The organism is Nocardioidaceae bacterium (genome assembly GCA_018672315.1).
GTDB lineage: Bacteria > Actinomycetota > Actinomycetes > Propionibacteriales > Nocardioidaceae > TYQ2.
On the sequence record CP076053.1, the window covers coordinates 1,945,657 to 1,961,174 of the forward strand.

16 protein-coding genes are annotated in these 15,518 nt (G+C 71.9%); 8 read left to right on the top strand and 8 right to left on the bottom strand.

All coding sequences use genetic code 11. The features are described 5' to 3' along the window. Nucleotides 1-25: 25 nt before the first annotated feature. Nucleotides 26-988 (bottom strand): NUDIX hydrolase, encoded by a 963-nt coding sequence (locus KLP28_09340; GenBank protein ID QWC83839.1) that lies wholly within the window; start codon nucleotides 986-988, stop codon nucleotides 26-28. Between the two features lie 182 nt (nucleotides 989-1,170). Here KLP28_09340 and KLP28_09345 point away from each other — a divergent pair, with 182 nt between their 5' ends. Next, complete coding sequence (locus tag KLP28_09345; GenBank protein ID QWC83840.1) at nucleotides 1,171-2,229, top strand: hypothetical protein; 1,059 nt, start codon at nucleotides 1,171-1,173, stop codon at nucleotides 2,227-2,229. A 160-nt stretch (nucleotides 2,230-2,389) separates the two neighbouring features. Here the strand turns inward: KLP28_09345 and KLP28_09350 are convergent, their stop codons facing one another. Further along, on the bottom strand, nucleotides 2,390-3,355 hold the full coding sequence (locus KLP28_09350) for a type IV toxin-antitoxin system AbiEi family antitoxin domain-containing protein (protein QWC83841.1): 966 nt from the start codon (nucleotides 3,353-3,355) through the stop codon (nucleotides 2,390-2,392). Between the two features lie 229 nt (nucleotides 3,356-3,584). Then, on the bottom strand, nucleotides 3,585-5,867 hold the full coding sequence (locus KLP28_09355; GenBank protein QWC83842.1) for an RNA degradosome polyphosphate kinase: 2,283 nt from the start codon (nucleotides 5,865-5,867) through the stop codon (nucleotides 3,585-3,587). A gap of 68 nt (nucleotides 5,868-5,935) precedes the next feature. Here KLP28_09355 and KLP28_09360 point away from each other — a divergent pair, with 68 nt between their 5' ends. Beyond that, nucleotides 5,936-7,072 carry an alpha/beta hydrolase gene (locus KLP28_09360; protein ID QWC83843.1) on the top strand — a complete coding sequence of 379 codons (1,137 nt, stop codon included), beginning with the start codon at nucleotides 5,936-5,938 and terminating at the stop codon, nucleotides 7,070-7,072. 71 nt (nucleotides 7,073-7,143) lie between these two features. On the opposite strand, the gene KLP28_09365 is transcribed toward KLP28_09360, so the two are convergent. The 4 genes from KLP28_09365 to KLP28_09380 form a co-directional block, all read right to left on the bottom strand. After that, entirely contained in the window at nucleotides 7,144-7,353 is a 210-nt protein-coding gene (locus KLP28_09365) for a hypothetical protein (protein ID QWC83844.1), read from the bottom strand. Nucleotides 7,354-7,417: 64 nt separating this feature from the next. Next, nucleotides 7,418-7,666 carry a hypothetical protein gene (locus tag KLP28_09370; protein QWC83845.1) on the bottom strand — a complete coding sequence of 83 codons (249 nt, stop codon included), beginning with the start codon at nucleotides 7,664-7,666 and terminating at the stop codon, nucleotides 7,418-7,420. 155 nt (nucleotides 7,667-7,821) lie between these two features. Continuing rightward, nucleotides 7,822-8,742 (bottom strand): mycothiol synthase, encoded by a 921-nt coding sequence (mshD, locus tag KLP28_09375; protein QWC83846.1) that lies wholly within the window; start codon nucleotides 8,740-8,742, stop codon nucleotides 7,822-7,824. Then, nucleotides 8,739-9,452: a response regulator transcription factor gene (locus KLP28_09380; protein ID QWC83847.1), complete on the bottom strand. Its 714-nt coding sequence runs from the start codon at nucleotides 9,450-9,452 to the stop codon at nucleotides 8,739-8,741. The genes mshD and KLP28_09380 overlap by 4 nt, the downstream gene beginning before the upstream one ends. Nucleotides 9,453-9,512: 60 nt before the next feature. Between KLP28_09380 and KLP28_09385 the strand changes: the two genes are divergently transcribed. From KLP28_09385 to KLP28_09410, 6 genes are all read left to right on the top strand, one after another. Next, nucleotides 9,513-9,842: a MoaD/ThiS family protein gene (locus KLP28_09385; GenBank protein QWC83848.1), complete on the top strand. Its 330-nt coding sequence runs from the start codon at nucleotides 9,513-9,515 to the stop codon at nucleotides 9,840-9,842. 446 nt (nucleotides 9,843-10,288) lie between these two features. Further along, nucleotides 10,289-10,894, top strand: coding sequence for a hypothetical protein (locus KLP28_09390; protein ID QWC83849.1), 606 nt, complete (start codon nucleotides 10,289-10,291; stop codon nucleotides 10,892-10,894). 60 nt (nucleotides 10,895-10,954) lie between these two features. Then, nucleotides 10,955-11,470 (top strand): thioredoxin family protein, encoded by a 516-nt coding sequence (locus tag KLP28_09395; GenBank protein QWC83850.1) that lies wholly within the window; start codon nucleotides 10,955-10,957, stop codon nucleotides 11,468-11,470. 261 nt (nucleotides 11,471-11,731) lie between these two features. After that, complete coding sequence (locus KLP28_09400) at nucleotides 11,732-12,211, top strand: DUF4395 domain-containing protein (protein ID QWC83851.1); 480 nt, start codon at nucleotides 11,732-11,734, stop codon at nucleotides 12,209-12,211. A gap of 48 nt (nucleotides 12,212-12,259) precedes the next feature. After that, nucleotides 12,260-13,108: a sulfurtransferase gene (locus KLP28_09405; protein ID QWC83852.1), complete on the top strand. Its 849-nt coding sequence runs from the start codon at nucleotides 12,260-12,262 to the stop codon at nucleotides 13,106-13,108. Next, complete coding sequence (locus KLP28_09410; GenBank protein ID QWC83853.1) at nucleotides 13,108-13,410, top strand: DUF1416 domain-containing protein; 303 nt, start codon at nucleotides 13,108-13,110, stop codon at nucleotides 13,408-13,410. The genes KLP28_09405 and KLP28_09410 overlap by 1 nt, the downstream gene beginning before the upstream one ends. 253 nt (nucleotides 13,411-13,663) lie before the next feature. Here the strand turns inward: KLP28_09410 and KLP28_09415 are convergent, their stop codons facing one another. Beyond that, nucleotides 13,664-15,457 carry a DUF4012 domain-containing protein gene (locus KLP28_09415; GenBank protein ID QWC83854.1) on the bottom strand — a complete coding sequence of 598 codons (1,794 nt, stop codon included), beginning with the start codon at nucleotides 15,455-15,457 and terminating at the stop codon, nucleotides 13,664-13,666. Between the last annotated feature and the right edge of the window lie 61 nt (nucleotides 15,458-15,518).

Here is a 15,518-nt window from a genome sequence, read left to right on the forward strand (position 1 = left end):
GGATCGTGTGACGCTGGTCGCCGGTTCAGGCGGGACGGTCGATGCGGGCCGCCGCTGCACCCGGCACGGGGGAGCCGGAGCCGTCGAGCAGGTACGCCGTGCGCAGGGAGTGGGTCTCGACCGCCAGCACCTGGCCGCGTACGTGCGTGACTGCCGTGAAGTCGCCGGTCTCCAGGGCCTCGGCCTCGATGCCCAGCGCGGCGTACACCAGCGGCAGCACCGGGCGGTGGCTGCACAGCACCGTGGAGGCGTCGCGGGCCAGGAGGTCCGCGACCACGCGGCGCACCTTGCCCTTCGTGGCGTGCTCCTCGGCGAGCCAGCGGGTCGTGTGCAGCTTCTGGCCGCTCACCTTGGCGTACGGCCGGACGGTGTCGACGCACCGCGTGCTGGAGCTGGAGACGACGCGGGTGGGGGCGTACGAGCCGAGGAGCGGTGGCAGCGCGCGGGCGTCGTCGGTGCCGGTGGCGGTCAGCGTGCGCTCGGTGTCGTCGCCCTTCCAGCGCTTGCGCGAGCGGGACTTCGCGTGGCGTACGACCAGCAGCGTGTGCGTGTCCTGCGGCCGCTGCGTCGCCTCGTCGACGAGCAGCGAGTCGAGCTCGAAGTCGATCAGGCCCCGCGCCTCGGCGGCCGGCACCCAGCGCACCTCGTCGATCTCGGTGCCGCGGGTGTAGCCCCTGACCTCCGCGGCCTCGGGGTCGCCGAGCACCCGACCGGTCCACCACAGCACCCGCTTGCTCCTGCCCTGGGTCTCGTAGGTGGAGTCGGGCAGACGGGCGCCGAGGCGTACGCGCAGCCCCGTCTCCTCCTCGACCTCGCGGACGGCGGTAACCAGCGGGTGCTCGCCGCGGTCGACCTTGCCCTTCGGGACGGACCAGTCGTCGTAGCGCGGGCGGTGCACGAGCAGCACCTCCGTGCCGCGCCTGCCCGGCCGCGTCACCACGGCGCCGGCGCTGAGGACATCTGCTCGCGAGGCTGCGGCACCGGGCATGACAGCTAGTCTCACACCCGTCGGGGCGGTCCCACCACCTGACTGGAGCATTGAGCAGGTGACGTACGCCCAATGGTGAGTCGAGGGTGGGAGATCGGTCCGTAGGGTCGGTGACGGTCGCCACGGAATCGACCCGACGTGGACGCGAGATCGACCCGAGGCCATCACGAGGGAGGGCTGCGATGAGGCGAGGACGCGTGCTCCTGCCCGTGCTGATCGTGCTCGTTGTCGTCGGCGCGGTGGTGTCGGTGCTGGTGCCGCGAGGAGCCGGGTCGTCGCTGGAGCAGGCCGTCGAACGCCTGCCCGAGGACGTGCTGCGGGTCTCCTACGTCGACTGGCAGTCCGTACGCGCCGCCTCAGCCGACCCCGGCATCGACGCCTCCGAGCGCGAGATCGCCCGGTTCGTACGCCGCGTGGACGAGCTCGACGCCGCGCCCCTGACCGCGCTGGGCGACGAGATCGACCTCTACCAGCGCACCTTCGGCGTCTCGGTGCTGAGCGCCAGGTGGGAAGCGCTCGGCCAGTCCCGCGAGGGCGACGTGGACCTGCTCGCCGTGGACGACTCGGTCGACCTCGCCGAGGTCGAGCGACGGCTCGCGGCGCTCGGGTACAGCGAGCCCAGCGGCGGCCCCGGCTCCGGTGGCCTGTGGATCGGGGGGTCGGACCTGGTGGCGGGTCTCGAGGACGGACTGACCCCGATCGTGCAAGTCGTGGCGGTGCTGCCCGAGGAGAGGCTCGTGGCGTTCTCCACCTCCGACGTCTACCTGCAGCAGACGCTGGAGGTGATCGCCGGGGAGACGCCGTCGCTCGCCTCGGTCGAGCACGTCGAGCAGCTGGTCGCGGCGGCGGGCGCACCGACCGCGGGCGCGCTGCTGGCACAGGACTACGTGTGCGAGGCCCTGTCGATGACCACCGCGGCGCCCGACGACCAGGTGGCGCTGGACGCCGTGGACGACGGAGCGACGCCGATGGAGGGCTACTGGTTCGGGCGGACCGGCCGCGACCTCACCATCGCGATGGCCTTCGACTCCGCCTCCCAGGCCGAGGGCAACCTGCAGGTGCGGGCCGAGCTGGCCTCGGGACCGGCGTACGGACAGGGCGGGCGGCTCGCCGACCGCTTCGACCTCACCGCCGCCCGCGCGGAGGACGAGCTCGTGGTGCTGGACGCCCAGGTGCGTCCGCGCACGAACCTGATGACCGCGTTCGTCGAGGGTCCGGTCGGGTTCGCCACCTGTGGGTGAGTCCGGCTCCCGGCCTCCGGCCTCCGGCCTCCTGAACGCCCGCGTATGCGGGCATTCCAGAAGTTGCGCGTTGCTGTGAACCCGCGCAGGTCCAGGATCAGCCGCGTACGCGGGCGTTCAGGGCGGGCGCAGCCCGGGCAAAAGGCGGCACCCGTACGGATCAGACGGGAGCGCGCTCGGCGAGGAAGAACTTCTCGCGCAACATCCTGATCGTCGCCTCCCGACGCGGGGGCCACAGGTCGGACCAGGTCAGGCGTACGACGGTGTAGCCCAGTGACCGCAGCCAGTCCTCGCGCTGCTTCTCGTCCCACAACAGCTCCTCGGGCGTACGGTCGCGTCCGAAGCGTCTGAGGTCGCCGTACTTCGAGCGCCCGTCGAACTCGATGACGAGCCGTCCGAGCAGCAGGTCGACGTCCGCGTGACGGTTTCCGTGCTCGATGCGGGCCTGGGTCGTCACCGGTCCCAGGCCGAGGGCGGCGACGATCAGCCGTGACACGGTCTCGCCGGGGCTCTGGCTGCCGGCGTCGGTCAGCTCGGCGAGTCGGCGCGTGTGCGACGCGCCCGGCCAGTGAGCGGTCTCCTCGACCATGTCTCGTAGCTCGTCGAGCTGGGCGCCACGGTTCAGCGCGGCATCGGCTGCCACGACTCCGGTGAGCTCGCCGTACCGTCGCGCGAGGTCCAGGGCGGTGCGCAGCGGGCTGGTGACGACCAGGCCGTGTGCGAGGGCGCGGTGATGCTCCGGCACGGCGGCGACGTGGGCTCGGCTGCGTACGCGCGGTCTGCTGCCTCGCGGTGTCGGGACGGTGAGGTGGATGAGGTCATCGTCGACCGGGGCGGCATGTGGCAGCACGACGGGGAGGTGGGACAGCGTTGCGGCGGTCTCGTGACTGAGCACGCAGCGTCGGCCGGTGACCACGCACGCGTGGCAGCGCATCGCGAGTCGCTGGACCTCGTCGGCTGCGTTCCAGGCGTCGCTGGTGACGAAGCGGCCCCGGCGTACGCGCCGCCAGTCGCCGGAGCGTACGAGGTGCTTGATGTCGTCGTCGGTGTAGCCGGTCGCCAGGACCTCCCCGCGGGTGAAGACACCACCGCGCGCCGCGGCCTGGATCTCGAGATCGATGTGCATCCGAGAAGGGTGCGCGACGAATCGGCATTCTCCGACCCCTGGCATCCGGCCCTGTGGACAACGGTCGCGCGCTCTCGCCCTCTCGAACACCCGCGTACGCGGGCACTTCTGAACCTGCGCGGGGTTACAGACCCGCAGATCTTCGGGATTGCCCGCATACGCGGGCGTTCAGGAGGGCCGGGGACGGGCCGGGGGACGGGCCCGGGGCCCGGGGCCCGGGGCCGGGGGCCTAGCGCGTACGCCGCTTGGGTCGACGCCGCGCGCGCTCCATGGCCCACTCCTGCAGGTCCACCTGCCCGGCGCTGCGCGTCCAGGTGCCGTCGGCGTCGAGCTCCCAGGTGGAGGTGTCGGCGTCGAAGGCCACGTCGAGCAGCTCGGTGGCCTGCGAGCTCAGCTCGGGCGTACGCAGCGGCGTCAGCACCTCCACGCGACGGTCGAGGTTGCGGTGCATCATGTCGGCGGACCCGATCAGCACGTCCGGGTCACCGCCGTTGTCGAAGGCGAAGACCCGGGAGTGCTCCAGGAAGCGTCCGAGCACCGAGTGCACCTCGATGTTCTCGCTCAGCCCCTCCACGCCGGGGCGCAGGCAGCAGATGCCGCGCACCAGCAGCTGCACGGGCACACCGGCCATGGACGCGCGGTACAGCTCGTCGATGATCACCTCGTCGACGAGCGCGTTGCACTTCATGCGGATGCGTGCGGCCCGGCCCTCCAGGTGGTGGGCGACCTCGCGGCGGATCCGGGAGACGATCCCGGTGCGTACGGTGTCCGGCGCGACCAGCAGCTGGGAGTAGCGGTAGTTGCGGCTGAAGCCGGACAGGTTGTTGAACAGGTGCGCGACGTCCTCCCCGATGTCGGGGTCGGTGGTCAGCAGGCCGATGTCCTCGTAGAGCCGCGCGGTCTTCGGGTTGTAGTTGCCCGTCCCGATGTGGGTGTAGCGCCGGATGCCCTCGGGCTCGTCGCGTACGACCATCGCCAGCTTGCAGTGCGTCTTCAGCCCGACCTGGCCGTACGCCACGTGGCACCCGGCCTCCTCCAGCTTGCGCGCCCACCGGATGTTGGCGGACTCGTCGAAGCGCGCCTTGATCTCCACCAGCGCCATGACCTGCTTGCCGGCCTCGGCGGCGTCGATGAGGGCGTCGATGATGGGGGAGTCACCGGAGGTGCGGTAGAGCGTCTGCTTGATCGCCAGCACGTTCGGGTCGGCCGCGGCCTGCTCGATGAAGCGTTGCACCGAGGTGGCGAAGGAGTCGTACGGGTGGTGCAGCAGCACGTCGCGCCGGCTCACCGCCCCGAAAATGTCCACGGGGGAGGAGCTCTCCACCTCGGCCAGCGAACGGTGCGTCTTGGGCAGGAACGGCGGCAGCTTCAGGTCGCCGCGGTCGAGGTCGGCGATGTCGCCGAGGCCGCGGAGGTCCAGCGGTCCGCGGAGCCGATAGACCTCCGACTCGGTGACGTCGAGCTCGGCCATGAGCAGCTCGAGCACGTGCTCGTCGATGTCCACGGCGACCTCGAGCCGCACCGGCGGACCGAAGCGCCGCCGGATCAGCTCCTTCTCCAGCGCCTTGAGCAGGTTCTCCGCGTCGTCCTCCTCGACCTCGAGGTCCTCGTTGCGGGTGACGCGGAAGAAGTGGGCGCTGAGCACCTCCATGCCCGGGAAGAGCCGGCGCAGGTGCTCGTGGATGATGTCCTCCATCGGCACGAACCGCTGGTCGCCGACCTGCACGAAGCGCGAGACGTTGCTCGGCACCTTGACCCGCGCGAAGTGCTCCTTCTTCGTCTTCGGGTGCCGTACGAGCACGGCGAGGTTGAGCGAGAGCCCCGAGATGTACGGGAACGGGTGCGCCGGGTCCACCGCCAGCGGCGTGAGCACGGGGAAGACCCGGTCCTTGAAGAACTTCTTGCAGTACTTCTGCTCGTCGCGGCTGAGGTCGTCCCACCGCACGACCTCGATGCCCTCCTCGGCCAGGGCCGGGGCGATGTCGTCGACGAACAGGTCGGCGTGACGTTTCATCAGCGCCTCGGCCTCGTCGAGGATCTCGTTGAGCAGGTCCCGCGGCAGCAGGCCGGAGACGCCGCGCTGGGCGACCCCCGCCGCGATCCGGCGACGCAGGCCGGCGACCCGCACCATGAAGAACTCGTCGAGGTTCGAGGTGAAGATCGTCAGGAACCGCACCCGGTTCAGCAGGGGCAGCGTCGTGTCCTCGGCGAGCTCGAGCACGCGGCTGTTGAAGCGCAGCCACGACAGCTCCCGGTCGAGGAACCGGTCGGTGAAGCCGAGCTCGTCGAGGTCGACGGGCTCCTCGACGTCCGCTGCACCGTCCTCGACCGGCAGGATCTCGATGCCCGCGCCGCCCTTCGCGACCGCCTCGGCGTCCGCGGGCCGCCCGATGGCCTCGGTGCCCGACGTGCCCGCCGCCGGCACCCCTCGCTGGTCGGCGTGCTCCGTCGAGGACGCGGTCTCGTCGGTCACGGGCTCAGCAGCGGAGGTGTCGGTGGTGCCAGCACTCATGGACCGATCGTGGCACGTGCAGGTGAACGACAGGTGAGTCGCGTACGCCGCTCTGGAAGGCTGCGGTCATGGTCTCGCTGTCACGACTGCCCGGTCGGCTCGCCGCCCGGCTGCCCGTCCCCGTCCCTCCTCGCGGCCACCGTCTGCTCGGCGACCCGCCTGCGGTCGCGCGGTTGAAGAACGCGGCGCTCGACGGCGCCCTGTCGCTGCCGGCCCCGGTCGTACGCCGCCTCGCGGGCGCACCCGTCGACCTCGACGGCCAGCGCCTGCACCCCGAGCCGCAGCTGATGCTGCGCCTGATGAGACTCACCCGTGAGCCGCAGGTGCCGACCCTGGAGCTCGCCGCGGGGCGCAGCGCGACCGAGGTGCAGGCCCTGGCCGCGGGTGGTCGCCAGCCCGTCGGCGCCGTCCGCGCGCTGCGGGTCGCGGGCGCCGAGGGTGACCTCGACGCACGCCTGTACGTCCCCCGCGCCCTGCGCGACTCCGCCGACTCCGACGGCGGCGGCCTGGTCGTCTACTTCCACGGCGGCGGCCACGTCTGGGGCAGCCTCGACTCCCACGACCCGGCCTGCCGTCACCTCGCCGAGGAGTCGGGGCACCGGGTGCTCGCGGTGGACTACCGGCTCGCGCCCGAGCACCCGTACCCGGCGGCCGTCGAGGACTGCTTCGAGGCGTACGTCTGGGCGCTCAACAACGCCCGCGGCCTGGGCTGCGACCCCGACCGTCTCGCCGTCGCGGGCGACTCCGCCGGTGGCCACCTCGCGGCCACGACGGCGCTGCGGGCCGCCGAGCAGGGCCTGCAGATGGCCTTCCAGCTGCTGATCTATCCCGTCACCGACTTCGTCCGCACCTCACGCAGCCGCGAGATGTTCGCCCAGGGGTTCTTCCTGGAGTCGGCCTACATGGACCGTGGCGGCGCCTCGTTCTTCCCCGAGGAGGGCATGCGCAGCCAGCCGTACGCCTCGATCCTCACCCGCGAGGAGTTCCCCGAGGGGCTCGCTCCCGCCCATGTGGTCACCGCCGGGTTCGACCCGCTGCGCGACGAGGGCGAGGCGTACGCCGTGGCCCTGCGCCAAGCCGGGGTGCAGGTCACCTGCGACCGGTTCGAGGGGATGATCCACGGCTTCTTCAACGCCGTGGGCGTGGGATCGGAGATGCGTCGCTGCGCCGCCGCGGCGATCGCACCGCTGACCGCGGCGCTGTGACCTCCCGCGGGTGAGCACGACGCAGCAGGGCCCCGCACCGACCGGTGCGGGGCCCTGCTGCGCGCGGTGCCTCAGAGGTTCTCCTCTGCGGCCTCCTGCTTCGCCTCGGCCATCTCGGCCTTCGACTCGTGCGCGTCGGCCTTGGTCTCCTCCTTGGAGGACTTCAGGTCCTGCACGCCCTTCTCGGACTGCGCGGCACCTTCCTCCTGGAGCTCGTCCTTGCCGGTGACCGCGCCCGCGGCCTCCTTGGCCTTGCCTGCGACTGCGTCTCCGATGCCCATGGGGGCCTCCTTCAGATCTGGTGCGGTGCGGTGCCGGGTGGTGCTCAGCGGTGGCGCGTACGCGTCACTTCTTCGCGTTCTTGGCCGCCTTCTCGCGCTTCTCCTGGGTCTCGGCCTTGGCGTTGTGGGCCTCGGCCTTCGCCTCGGCACGGAGAGCCTTCAGGCGCTCGGTGCCCTTGGTCTGCTGGGCCTCGCCAGCCTGCACGAGGTTCTCGTTGTCGATGACCTCACCGACGACCTCCTTGCCGAGGCCGATGACCTTGTCGGCGATGCCGGCGACGTTCTTGGGGCTGACGGACGGGATGACGGACATGGGTGCTCCTCGTGTGTCGGGTGCGTGCGTGGTGCGCCTGTCACGGTCGGCGGGTGCCGCCGCGTCGGCGCATAGGGAGTACATTCCCCCGGTATGTCCGGCTGAACGTCGACGGCGTGCGAGGTGGCCCACACCTCGCAGCCGGACGGCGCGGCTCAGGAGCCGCGGGCCTCGCGTACGTACTGCACGTGGGTGTCGAGGTCGGCGTGGGTGAAGCCGAGCTTCTCGTACGTGCGGATCGCCGCGGCGTTGTCGCCCTCGACGTAGAGCAGCAGCTCCGAGGCGCCGGCGTCGACCATGTGGTGCAGCCCCGCGAGGCTCAGCAGCGTGCCCAGCCCTCGGCCCTGGGCCGCGGGGGCGATGCCGAGCACGTAGATCTCACCAGGGATCTCACCGTCGTTCCCGGCCCCCGGATCGAGCTTGGTCCAGTGGAAGCCCAGCACCTCGCCCGACTCCTCCTCGACGGCGAGCAGCAGCCCGCGCGGGTCGAACCAGTCGGAGTCCGCTCGCTGCTCGAAGCCGTCCACGTCGAGCGCACCCTGCTCGGGGTGGTCGGCGAACGCGGCGGCGTTGATCGTCAGCACCGCGTCGCGGTCGTCCTCGCGGGTCGGGCCACCGGCGGACTCCTCGGACCCGAGGTGTCGCAGGCGTACGCCGGGGCTCTCACGCAGGTCCGCGAGCGAGGGCAGGTGCTCGATGCCGCGCCGCATGACCCACAGGGCGCGCGCCCGCGCGAAGTGGTGCCGCTCGGCCAGCGCCCGCGCGGCGGGGTGGTCGCCGTGGGACCAGGCGCGCACGGTGGCGGTCACCTCGTCGAGGAGGATCGCGGTGCGTGCGCTGCCGACGCCCTCGCCGCGTACGTCGGGGTCGACGACCAAGTGCAGGTCGGCGCCGCCGTGCTCGTCGTGGGTGACCCAGGCCGCGGCGTGCTGGTCGACCGAGGAGAGCTGCTCGGGCAGTCCGTCGCGCTCGAGCTGCAGCAGCACGGCCTCGTCGAAGGGGGCGGTGCCGTCGTGCGCGGTCGCGCGTTCGGCGAGGCGGCGTACGTGCTCCAGGTGCGACCCGGTCGAGCTCACGCGTTGACCTCGGCCTCGGCCGGCTCGCCCGAGCGCGGCGGCAGCACCAGCCGGTAGCCGACGTTGCGGACCGTCCCGATGAGGGACTCGTGGTCGGGGCCGAGCTTCGCGCGGAGCCGGCGTACGTGCACGTCGACGGTGCGGGTGCCGCCGTAGTAGTCGTAGCCCCAGACCTCCTGCAGCAGCTGCGCGCGGGTGAAGACGCGGCCGGGGTGCTGCGCGAGGTACTTCAGCAGCTCGAACTCCTTGAACGTCAGGTCCAGCACCCGCTTGCCCAGCCGCGCGGTGTAGGTGACCTCGTCGACCACGATCTCCCCGGATCGGATCAGGTGGGCCTCGCCGTCGTCCTCGACGGCCTCGGCGGCCCGGCCGATCGCGATGCGCAGGCGGGCCTCCAGCTCGACGGGCCCGCACGTGGAGAGGAGCACGTCGTCGGTGGCCCAGTTGGCCTGCACGACCGAGAGACCGCCCTCGGTGAGGATCAGCAGCACCGGGGCCTCGGCGCCGGTCGTGCGGATCAGGCGGCACAGGTCGCGGGCGTGGGCGAGATCGTTGCGGCCGTCGACGAGCAGCGCGTCCGCGGCGGGGGCCTCGAGCAGGGCCGCGCCCTCGGCCGGCATCACCCGCACCTGGTGGGGGAGCAGGCTCAGCGCGGGCAGGACCTCGGCGCTGGCCTGGAGGCTCGAGGTCAGCAGAAGGAGTGTGGCCACGCGGGCACCTTCGCTTCAGGAGTGGACGGTCGCTGAGCTGCGTACAGCAGAATAGGGCAGATGAGCTCGGCGAAGATCAGCACGGGGCCCGGCGAGGGCGACGTCACAGGCCCGGACGCCGGTGCGGGCGTCGTGCTGGTGCGCTACTGGGCGGCGGCCCGCGCGGCGCGCGGCGTCGCGGAGGAGCGCGTCGAGGTGCCGGCCGAGGGGGTCACGATCAGCGAGCTGCTGGCAGGGGTGACCGAGCGGGGTACGCCACGGCTCGCGGCGGTCGTCGCGATCTGCTCGGTGCTGCTCGACGAGACGGCCGTGCACGGCCCGGACGTACGTGTCGCGCTGGCCCGCCCCGGCTCGGTCGTCGACCTGCTCCCACCCTTCGCAGGCGGCTGAGCACGCGTTTGCGTGTGCCAGATCACAGCTTCGGCTGCTGTCACACGTCCACGCGTGAGCGACGGCGAGACGCTGCTCGGACTGACAGGAACGACGCCGATTCCGACACCGATTCGGACAGGAACGGACATTCGTGCCTTGACGGTCCAGTCCGCCGTCACTAATTTCGCCAGCGTACGAGCGGCGGTCGGACCGGGTCTGCAGGCCTTCGCCGACGCGCGTACGCCGTGGCCCGATCCAGCCATGGCGGACGCCGGCCCCACCCCCTCGTGGGCCGACGTCCGGGTGGCGGCCCCAGTCCCCCTGGTGGCCGCCACCCTTCTCGGTCCGCGGCCGTCGCCACCTCGGTCCCGAGGTCCGTATGTCCGACATGTCGGGATGCAGACCTTCGGCACTGGTCGTGCCCGCGGGGCTGGGCCACCCTGAGCTCGGGAGGGGTGAGGCGCATGCGGGACACGAGGAGGGTCGCGTACGCGGCCAGGGTCGCGCTCGGCACGCTCGCGCTCTCGCTGGCCTCGGCGGGAGCGGCGTACGGATCCATCGCCGACGGCGCTGAGGACGACAACCGCGATCCCGTGCTCGTCGTCACCTGCCACCTCGTCGAGGGTGCACCGGGGGAGCCGCCCACCGAGGTCTGCTTCGAGGCGCAGATGGGTGAGGGGGAGGTGCCGGCGCCGGCTGAACCCGATCCCACCGAGCAGCCCGAGCTCACCGAGCAGCCCGAGCCCACCGCGGAGCCGATCCCCGAGCCCGAGCCCACGCCCGAGCCCGGTCCGCACCGCGGTCCCTCCCGTCAGCCGCCGTCCGGGGCGAACGCGGACGGCCCGCCGACCGCCACGGTCTCCACGACCACCGTCACCACCGTCACCACTGAAGCCCCGTCAGGCGACGCGGGCACCGAGCCTGCGGGGAGCGGCTCCGCCCCGGCGGTGCGCCGGCTCCCGGCGACGGGACCCTCCGACGTCGACCTCCCCGTGCTCGCGCTCGCCGTGGCCCTCGTGGCCGGCGGTGGGGCGATGATGCGGCGGGGCTCGTCCCGCGCGAGCGCGTGAAGCGCCTCACCGGCTGAGCGACCCGCGGAACACCACGCGGACCACAGGGGTTGTCCCGTCATGACCGGCTTCATCGTCCTCGTGATCGCTCTCGTCGCCGCCACGGCCTTCGGGCTCTACCGCACAGGCACGGACGGTCGGTTCACCGGCACGCGCGCCGTCCGCGGGGCCGACGGGGCCGACGGGGCCGACAGGGCGGCGGACTCCGCCCAGCCCACCGGCGAGAAGGCCGTCGAGACGGGTGAGGAGCCCGCGTCCGACGACGCGGTGCTGACCCTCGGGGAGGCGGACCTCGACGGTCCGCTCGGCGAGCGGGCGACGCTGGTGCAGTTCTCCTCCGCCTTCTGCGCCCCGTGCCGCGTGGCCCGCCGCGTGCTGGGTGAGGTGGCGACGGAGGAGGCCGGCGTACGCCACGTCGAGATCGACGCCGAGTCCCACCTCGAGCTCGTGCGAGCGGCCGGTGTGATGCGTACGCCCACCACCCTCGTGCTCGACGCCGCCGGACGCGAGGTGGCACGCGCAAGCGGTGCGCCCACGAAGGCGCAGGTCAGCGCCTCGCTCGCGGAACTCCGATGAGCAGGTCTCAACTATTGGGATCGCATCTCACGATGCAGGACGCCAACGCGCGCTGCGGCGCGGATGCCCCTACGCTCGCTCCCATGTTCACGACACCGCTGACGAAGCGACGGGCAGTCGACCACTGCCTCGTGCGCTCCTCACTGTGTCGAATGCCCTGACAGGCACCGCTTCTCGCTGACGGCATCCCGTCGCGTCGGTGCTTCAGCCGGCCCGCGCGTCCCGCGCCGGTCGATCCCGTCGTGCTTCAGGAGCAACGTCATGTCCACCCTCTCCGACTCCACCACCCCCGCCCCGGCTGCACCGGCACCGCAGGCGGCCGGCGGCATCGACCCGCGCGGGCCGCAGTTCGGCGCCGCCCTCACCACCGTGATCCTGGCGGCCGTGCTGCTCGTGCCGACCCCGGTGGCGATCGGCCTGCTGGCGTTCCAGACGGTGCTCTTCGGTCTCGGCGTGGGCCTCGGCGTGGCGCGCACGCCGTACGCGTGGCTCTTCAAGAACCTGGTGCGCCCGCGCCTCGGCGCGCCGAGCGAGCTCGAGGACCCGCGGCCTCCCCGCTTCGCCCAGGCCGTCGGGCTGGGCTTCGCGGTGGCCGGCCTGGTCTCCTACGTCGCCGGCGCCGTCGTGCTGGGCCAGGTCTTCGTCGGCTTCGCCCTCGCTGCGGCGTTCCTGAACGCGGCCTTCGCGTTCTGCCTCGGCTGCGAGATGTACCTGCTCCTCGCCCGCCTCCGCGCCCGCTGACCCCCGAACAACTCCCACCGCAACCGCAACCGCAACCGAAGGACACCCATGAGCCGCGAGAACTCCCTGGTCAGCACCGACTGGGTCGCCGAGCACCTCGATGACGACACGGTCGTGCTGGTCGAGGTCGACGAGGACACCGCCGCGTACGACCGCGGCCACATCGCCGGGGCGATCAAGCTCGACTGGACGACGGACCTGCAGGACCAGGTGCGCCGCGACTTCGTCGACGCCGACCAGTTCGCGAGCCTGCTGAGCGAGAAGGGCATCGCCGAGGACGACACGGTGGTGCTCTACGGCGGCAACAACAACTGGTTCGCGGCGTACGCGTACTGGTACTTCACCCTCTACGGCCACGCCGACGTGCGGCTGATGGACGGTGGCCGCAAGAAGTGGGAGCTCGAGGCCCGCGAGCTGACCGACGAGACGGTCGAGCGTTTGGCCACGACCTACCCGGTGCGCGAGCAGGACCCGACCTACCGCGCCTGGCGCGACGACGTCGTCGCCGCGATCGGCACGCAGAACCTGGTCGACGTGCGCAGCCCCGACGAGTACGCCGGCCGGCTGCTGGCCCCGGCCCACCTGCCGCAGGAGCAGGCGCAGCGCGCCGGCCACATCCCGACCGCCGCGAGCGTGCCGTGGAGCAAGGCCGCCAACGACGACGGCACCTTCAAGTCCGACGAGGAGCTGCGCCGCATCTACGAGGAGGCCGGCGTGGACTTCAGCAAGGACACCATCGCCTACTGCCGCATCGGCGAGCGCTCGAGCCACACGTGGTTCGTGCTCAAGGAGCTGCTCGGTCAGGAGAACGTGAAGAACTACGACGGGTCCTGGACCGAGTACGGCTCGCTCGTCGGCGTGCCCGTCGCCCTCGGCGACTCCGCGGGTGCAGCCTGATGTGCGGCGCGCAGCGCGGCGGACTGCCGCTCGACGGTGTCGACGTGAACAAGGAGGCCGTGGTGCAGGGCCAAGTCTGGAGCCTCGCCGCGGACGAGCCGGTGAGCCCGGCGTACGTGCGGCTCCTGGACCGCAGCGGTGAGTTCACCGCCGAGGTGCCGACCTCGGCAACCGGTCACTTCCGGTTCTTCGCCTCCGACGGCGACTGGACCCTGCGTACGCTCGCGCCCGGCAAGGACGCGGTCGACACCCCGGTCACAGCGGCCGTGGGTTCCGTGGCAGAGGTCGTCGTCGAGGTCTGACCGCCCAGAGGGCACAAAGTTCCGCCGAGAGGGCACAAAGTCACGCCGAGAGGGCACAAAGTTCCGCCCAGAGGGCACAAAGTCACGCGCGTACGGCGTGGGTGCCGACGCTCTCCACGCGGACAGACAAAGGCCGCGCCGGTGTCTCGGGTCACCGGCGCGGCCGATACTGATTGTGCACGACAACCACGCGCACTTCACATCCTGGTCTCGAAACGCGCGGTATTGCTGTAGACCTGTCTACAGGCGGTCGTCAGCAGGTGGTGCGCCCGATCTCCACAGGCACGGGCCGCACCTGTGGCGTGACCTGCAGGTCGACCGGACCGGTGAGGCCAGGAGGGGCGAGGAACGGAATCGTGATCGTTCCCGTCTGGCCGGGATCGAGCCCGAGACCGAAGACCTGGACCGGGAACCCGCCGTCCGTGTGTTCATCGGTGGTGCTGGGGTTCGTCGTCGTCTTTCCCTGAGCGGAAGTCTTCTCGGTGACCGCCTCGTCTGCGAGCACTGTGGACCCGGTCGGGAAGTAGACGTAAAGATTCGTGACGTTGAAGCCCCGGGGCCGCGAGAGTCCCAGGATGTAGGCGCCGAGCGGGGAGGGGTCCTCGGGCACGCGCGACGTCAGGGTCACCGCGACCTCGACGCGCTGCCGTGGCCGGTCCGATCCGTCAGCCTCGCAGCGGATCGAGCGGGTGGTGACTTCCGATTCGAGGTAGAAGTCGAGCTTCGATCCGGAGGCGTTGTTGAAGAAGACCCCGACGTAGGGATTCGCGTCCTGGCTGCCGTCCAGGTCGCCGGCGATGGGGGCGCGGGCGATCTCCGCCTGCTCGGCCTGACGCGTCGACCAGAGCAGCAGGCGACGCTCGGTCACCGCGCGGGTGAGGGCGTCCAGCAGTGCACGGGGGTCCGCGCCTCCGGCGGTCACGGCGTCGAAGACGGCGCCGGCCGCGGTCGCGAAGACGGCGTCCTGACGGGCGGGGTCGTCGGGGTTGTCGAGGTAGACCTGGTTCAGCAGGTACGGCACGACGTTGTCCGCCGTCAGCTCGACGGTCTCGCCGTCGGGCAGCTCGACGGTGACCGGGCCGGTGGCCCGCAGCAGGTAGGACAGGGCCACGGGGTCGACCGAGGCGACCCCGTCGACCTCGGTGTCGTGGGTGTCGGCCCACATCGCCGCCGCCAGCTCACCGGACCGCGGGAACCGTGGCGTCAGGTTCACGTCCTGCGCGAACTGGCCGAGGATGTCCCCGTAGATGGCCTGCTCCTCGTCGGTCAGTGGCACCACCGGCTCGTCGTAGTTCCCCAGACCTTGAGCGCTGCCCTGCTCGCCCAGGCGGAGGCGGCCGTCGTCGGCGCGCAGCTCGGCGTACGCCCCGGGGATGCCGCCCGTGGCGCGCAGCTCGGCGTTGTTCTGCACGAGCAGCAGGTAGCGCCGCCGCTCCTCGCTGCCCAGCATCGGCGGCAGCAGCCGGGCCGCGGTGGCGGCCTCCCCGGTGATGCCCTCGATCCTGGTGATCTCTTCCTTCAACGTCGCGAGCGGGTCGGCGATGATCGGGCGTACGCCGGCCAGGTCGATGCCCCGGGCGCGGGCGCCGAGGTCCACGAGCTGGGTCGACGCGCGGTCGAGCCGAGGTGCGGCGGCGGCGAGCGGGTCGAGGTCGATGCGTCCGTCGGTGGGGATCAGGTTGCCGGGCTCGAGGTCGGTGACGACCGCGAGCAGGTCCGTGCCGACGCCCTCGGCAGCATCGGCGACGAGGTCGGCGGCTTCGCGGACGGCGGTGACGTCGTCACCGATGCTCGGCAGCACCGACGCGGTCGCCCAGACGGGGCCGCTGACGTGGTCGGCCGCGTCGCGGGCGTTCGTGCGCACCTCGGCGAGGTCCTCGCGGGCGTCGGCGATGCGCCCGTCCCGCACGGCGGAGGTGAGGCGGTCGGTGGCGACGGAGGCCGTACGGAGCTCCTCGGCGGCCTGGATGCCGGTCCACCCGGCCCATCCGAGAGCGCCCAGCACGACGAGCACGATGGCGAGGAGCGACCAGCGGACGACGCGCACGCAGACTTCCTTCCGGGATCAGCGATCAGGTGGGCCGAGAGGCCAGGACGCACGACGAGTC

Bases quoted from the DNA above. Each gene is read 5' to 3' on its own strand.
- KLP28_09340 (QWC83839.1), bottom strand. From the start codon at position 988: ATGCCCGGTGCCGCAGCCTCGCGAGCAGATGTCCTCAGCGCCGGCGCC.
- KLP28_09345 (QWC83840.1), top strand. From the start codon at position 1,171: ATGAGGCGAGGACGCGTGCTCCTGCCCGTGCTGATCGTGCTCGTTGTC.
- KLP28_09350 (QWC83841.1), bottom strand. From the start codon at position 3,355: ATGCACATCGATCTCGAGATCCAGGCCGCGGCGCGCGGTGGTGTCTTC.
- KLP28_09355 (QWC83842.1), bottom strand. From the start codon at position 5,867: ATGAGTGCTGGCACCACCGACACCTCCGCTGCTGAGCCCGTGACCGAC.
- KLP28_09360 (QWC83843.1), top strand. From the start codon at position 5,936: ATGGTCTCGCTGTCACGACTGCCCGGTCGGCTCGCCGCCCGGCTGCCC.
- KLP28_09365 (QWC83844.1), bottom strand. From the start codon at position 7,353: ATGGGCATCGGAGACGCAGTCGCAGGCAAGGCCAAGGAGGCCGCGGGC.
- KLP28_09370 (QWC83845.1), bottom strand. From the start codon at position 7,666: ATGTCCGTCATCCCGTCCGTCAGCCCCAAGAACGTCGCCGGCATCGCC.
- KLP28_09385 (QWC83848.1), top strand. From the start codon at position 9,513: ATGAGCTCGGCGAAGATCAGCACGGGGCCCGGCGAGGGCGACGTCACA.
- KLP28_09390 (QWC83849.1), top strand. From the start codon at position 10,289: ATGCGGGACACGAGGAGGGTCGCGTACGCGGCCAGGGTCGCGCTCGGC.
- KLP28_09395 (QWC83850.1), top strand. From the start codon at position 10,955: ATGACCGGCTTCATCGTCCTCGTGATCGCTCTCGTCGCCGCCACGGCC.
- KLP28_09400 (QWC83851.1), top strand. From the start codon at position 11,732: ATGTCCACCCTCTCCGACTCCACCACCCCCGCCCCGGCTGCACCGGCA.
- KLP28_09405 (QWC83852.1), top strand. From the start codon at position 12,260: ATGAGCCGCGAGAACTCCCTGGTCAGCACCGACTGGGTCGCCGAGCAC.
- KLP28_09410 (QWC83853.1), top strand. From the start codon at position 13,108: ATGTGCGGCGCGCAGCGCGGCGGACTGCCGCTCGACGGTGTCGACGTG.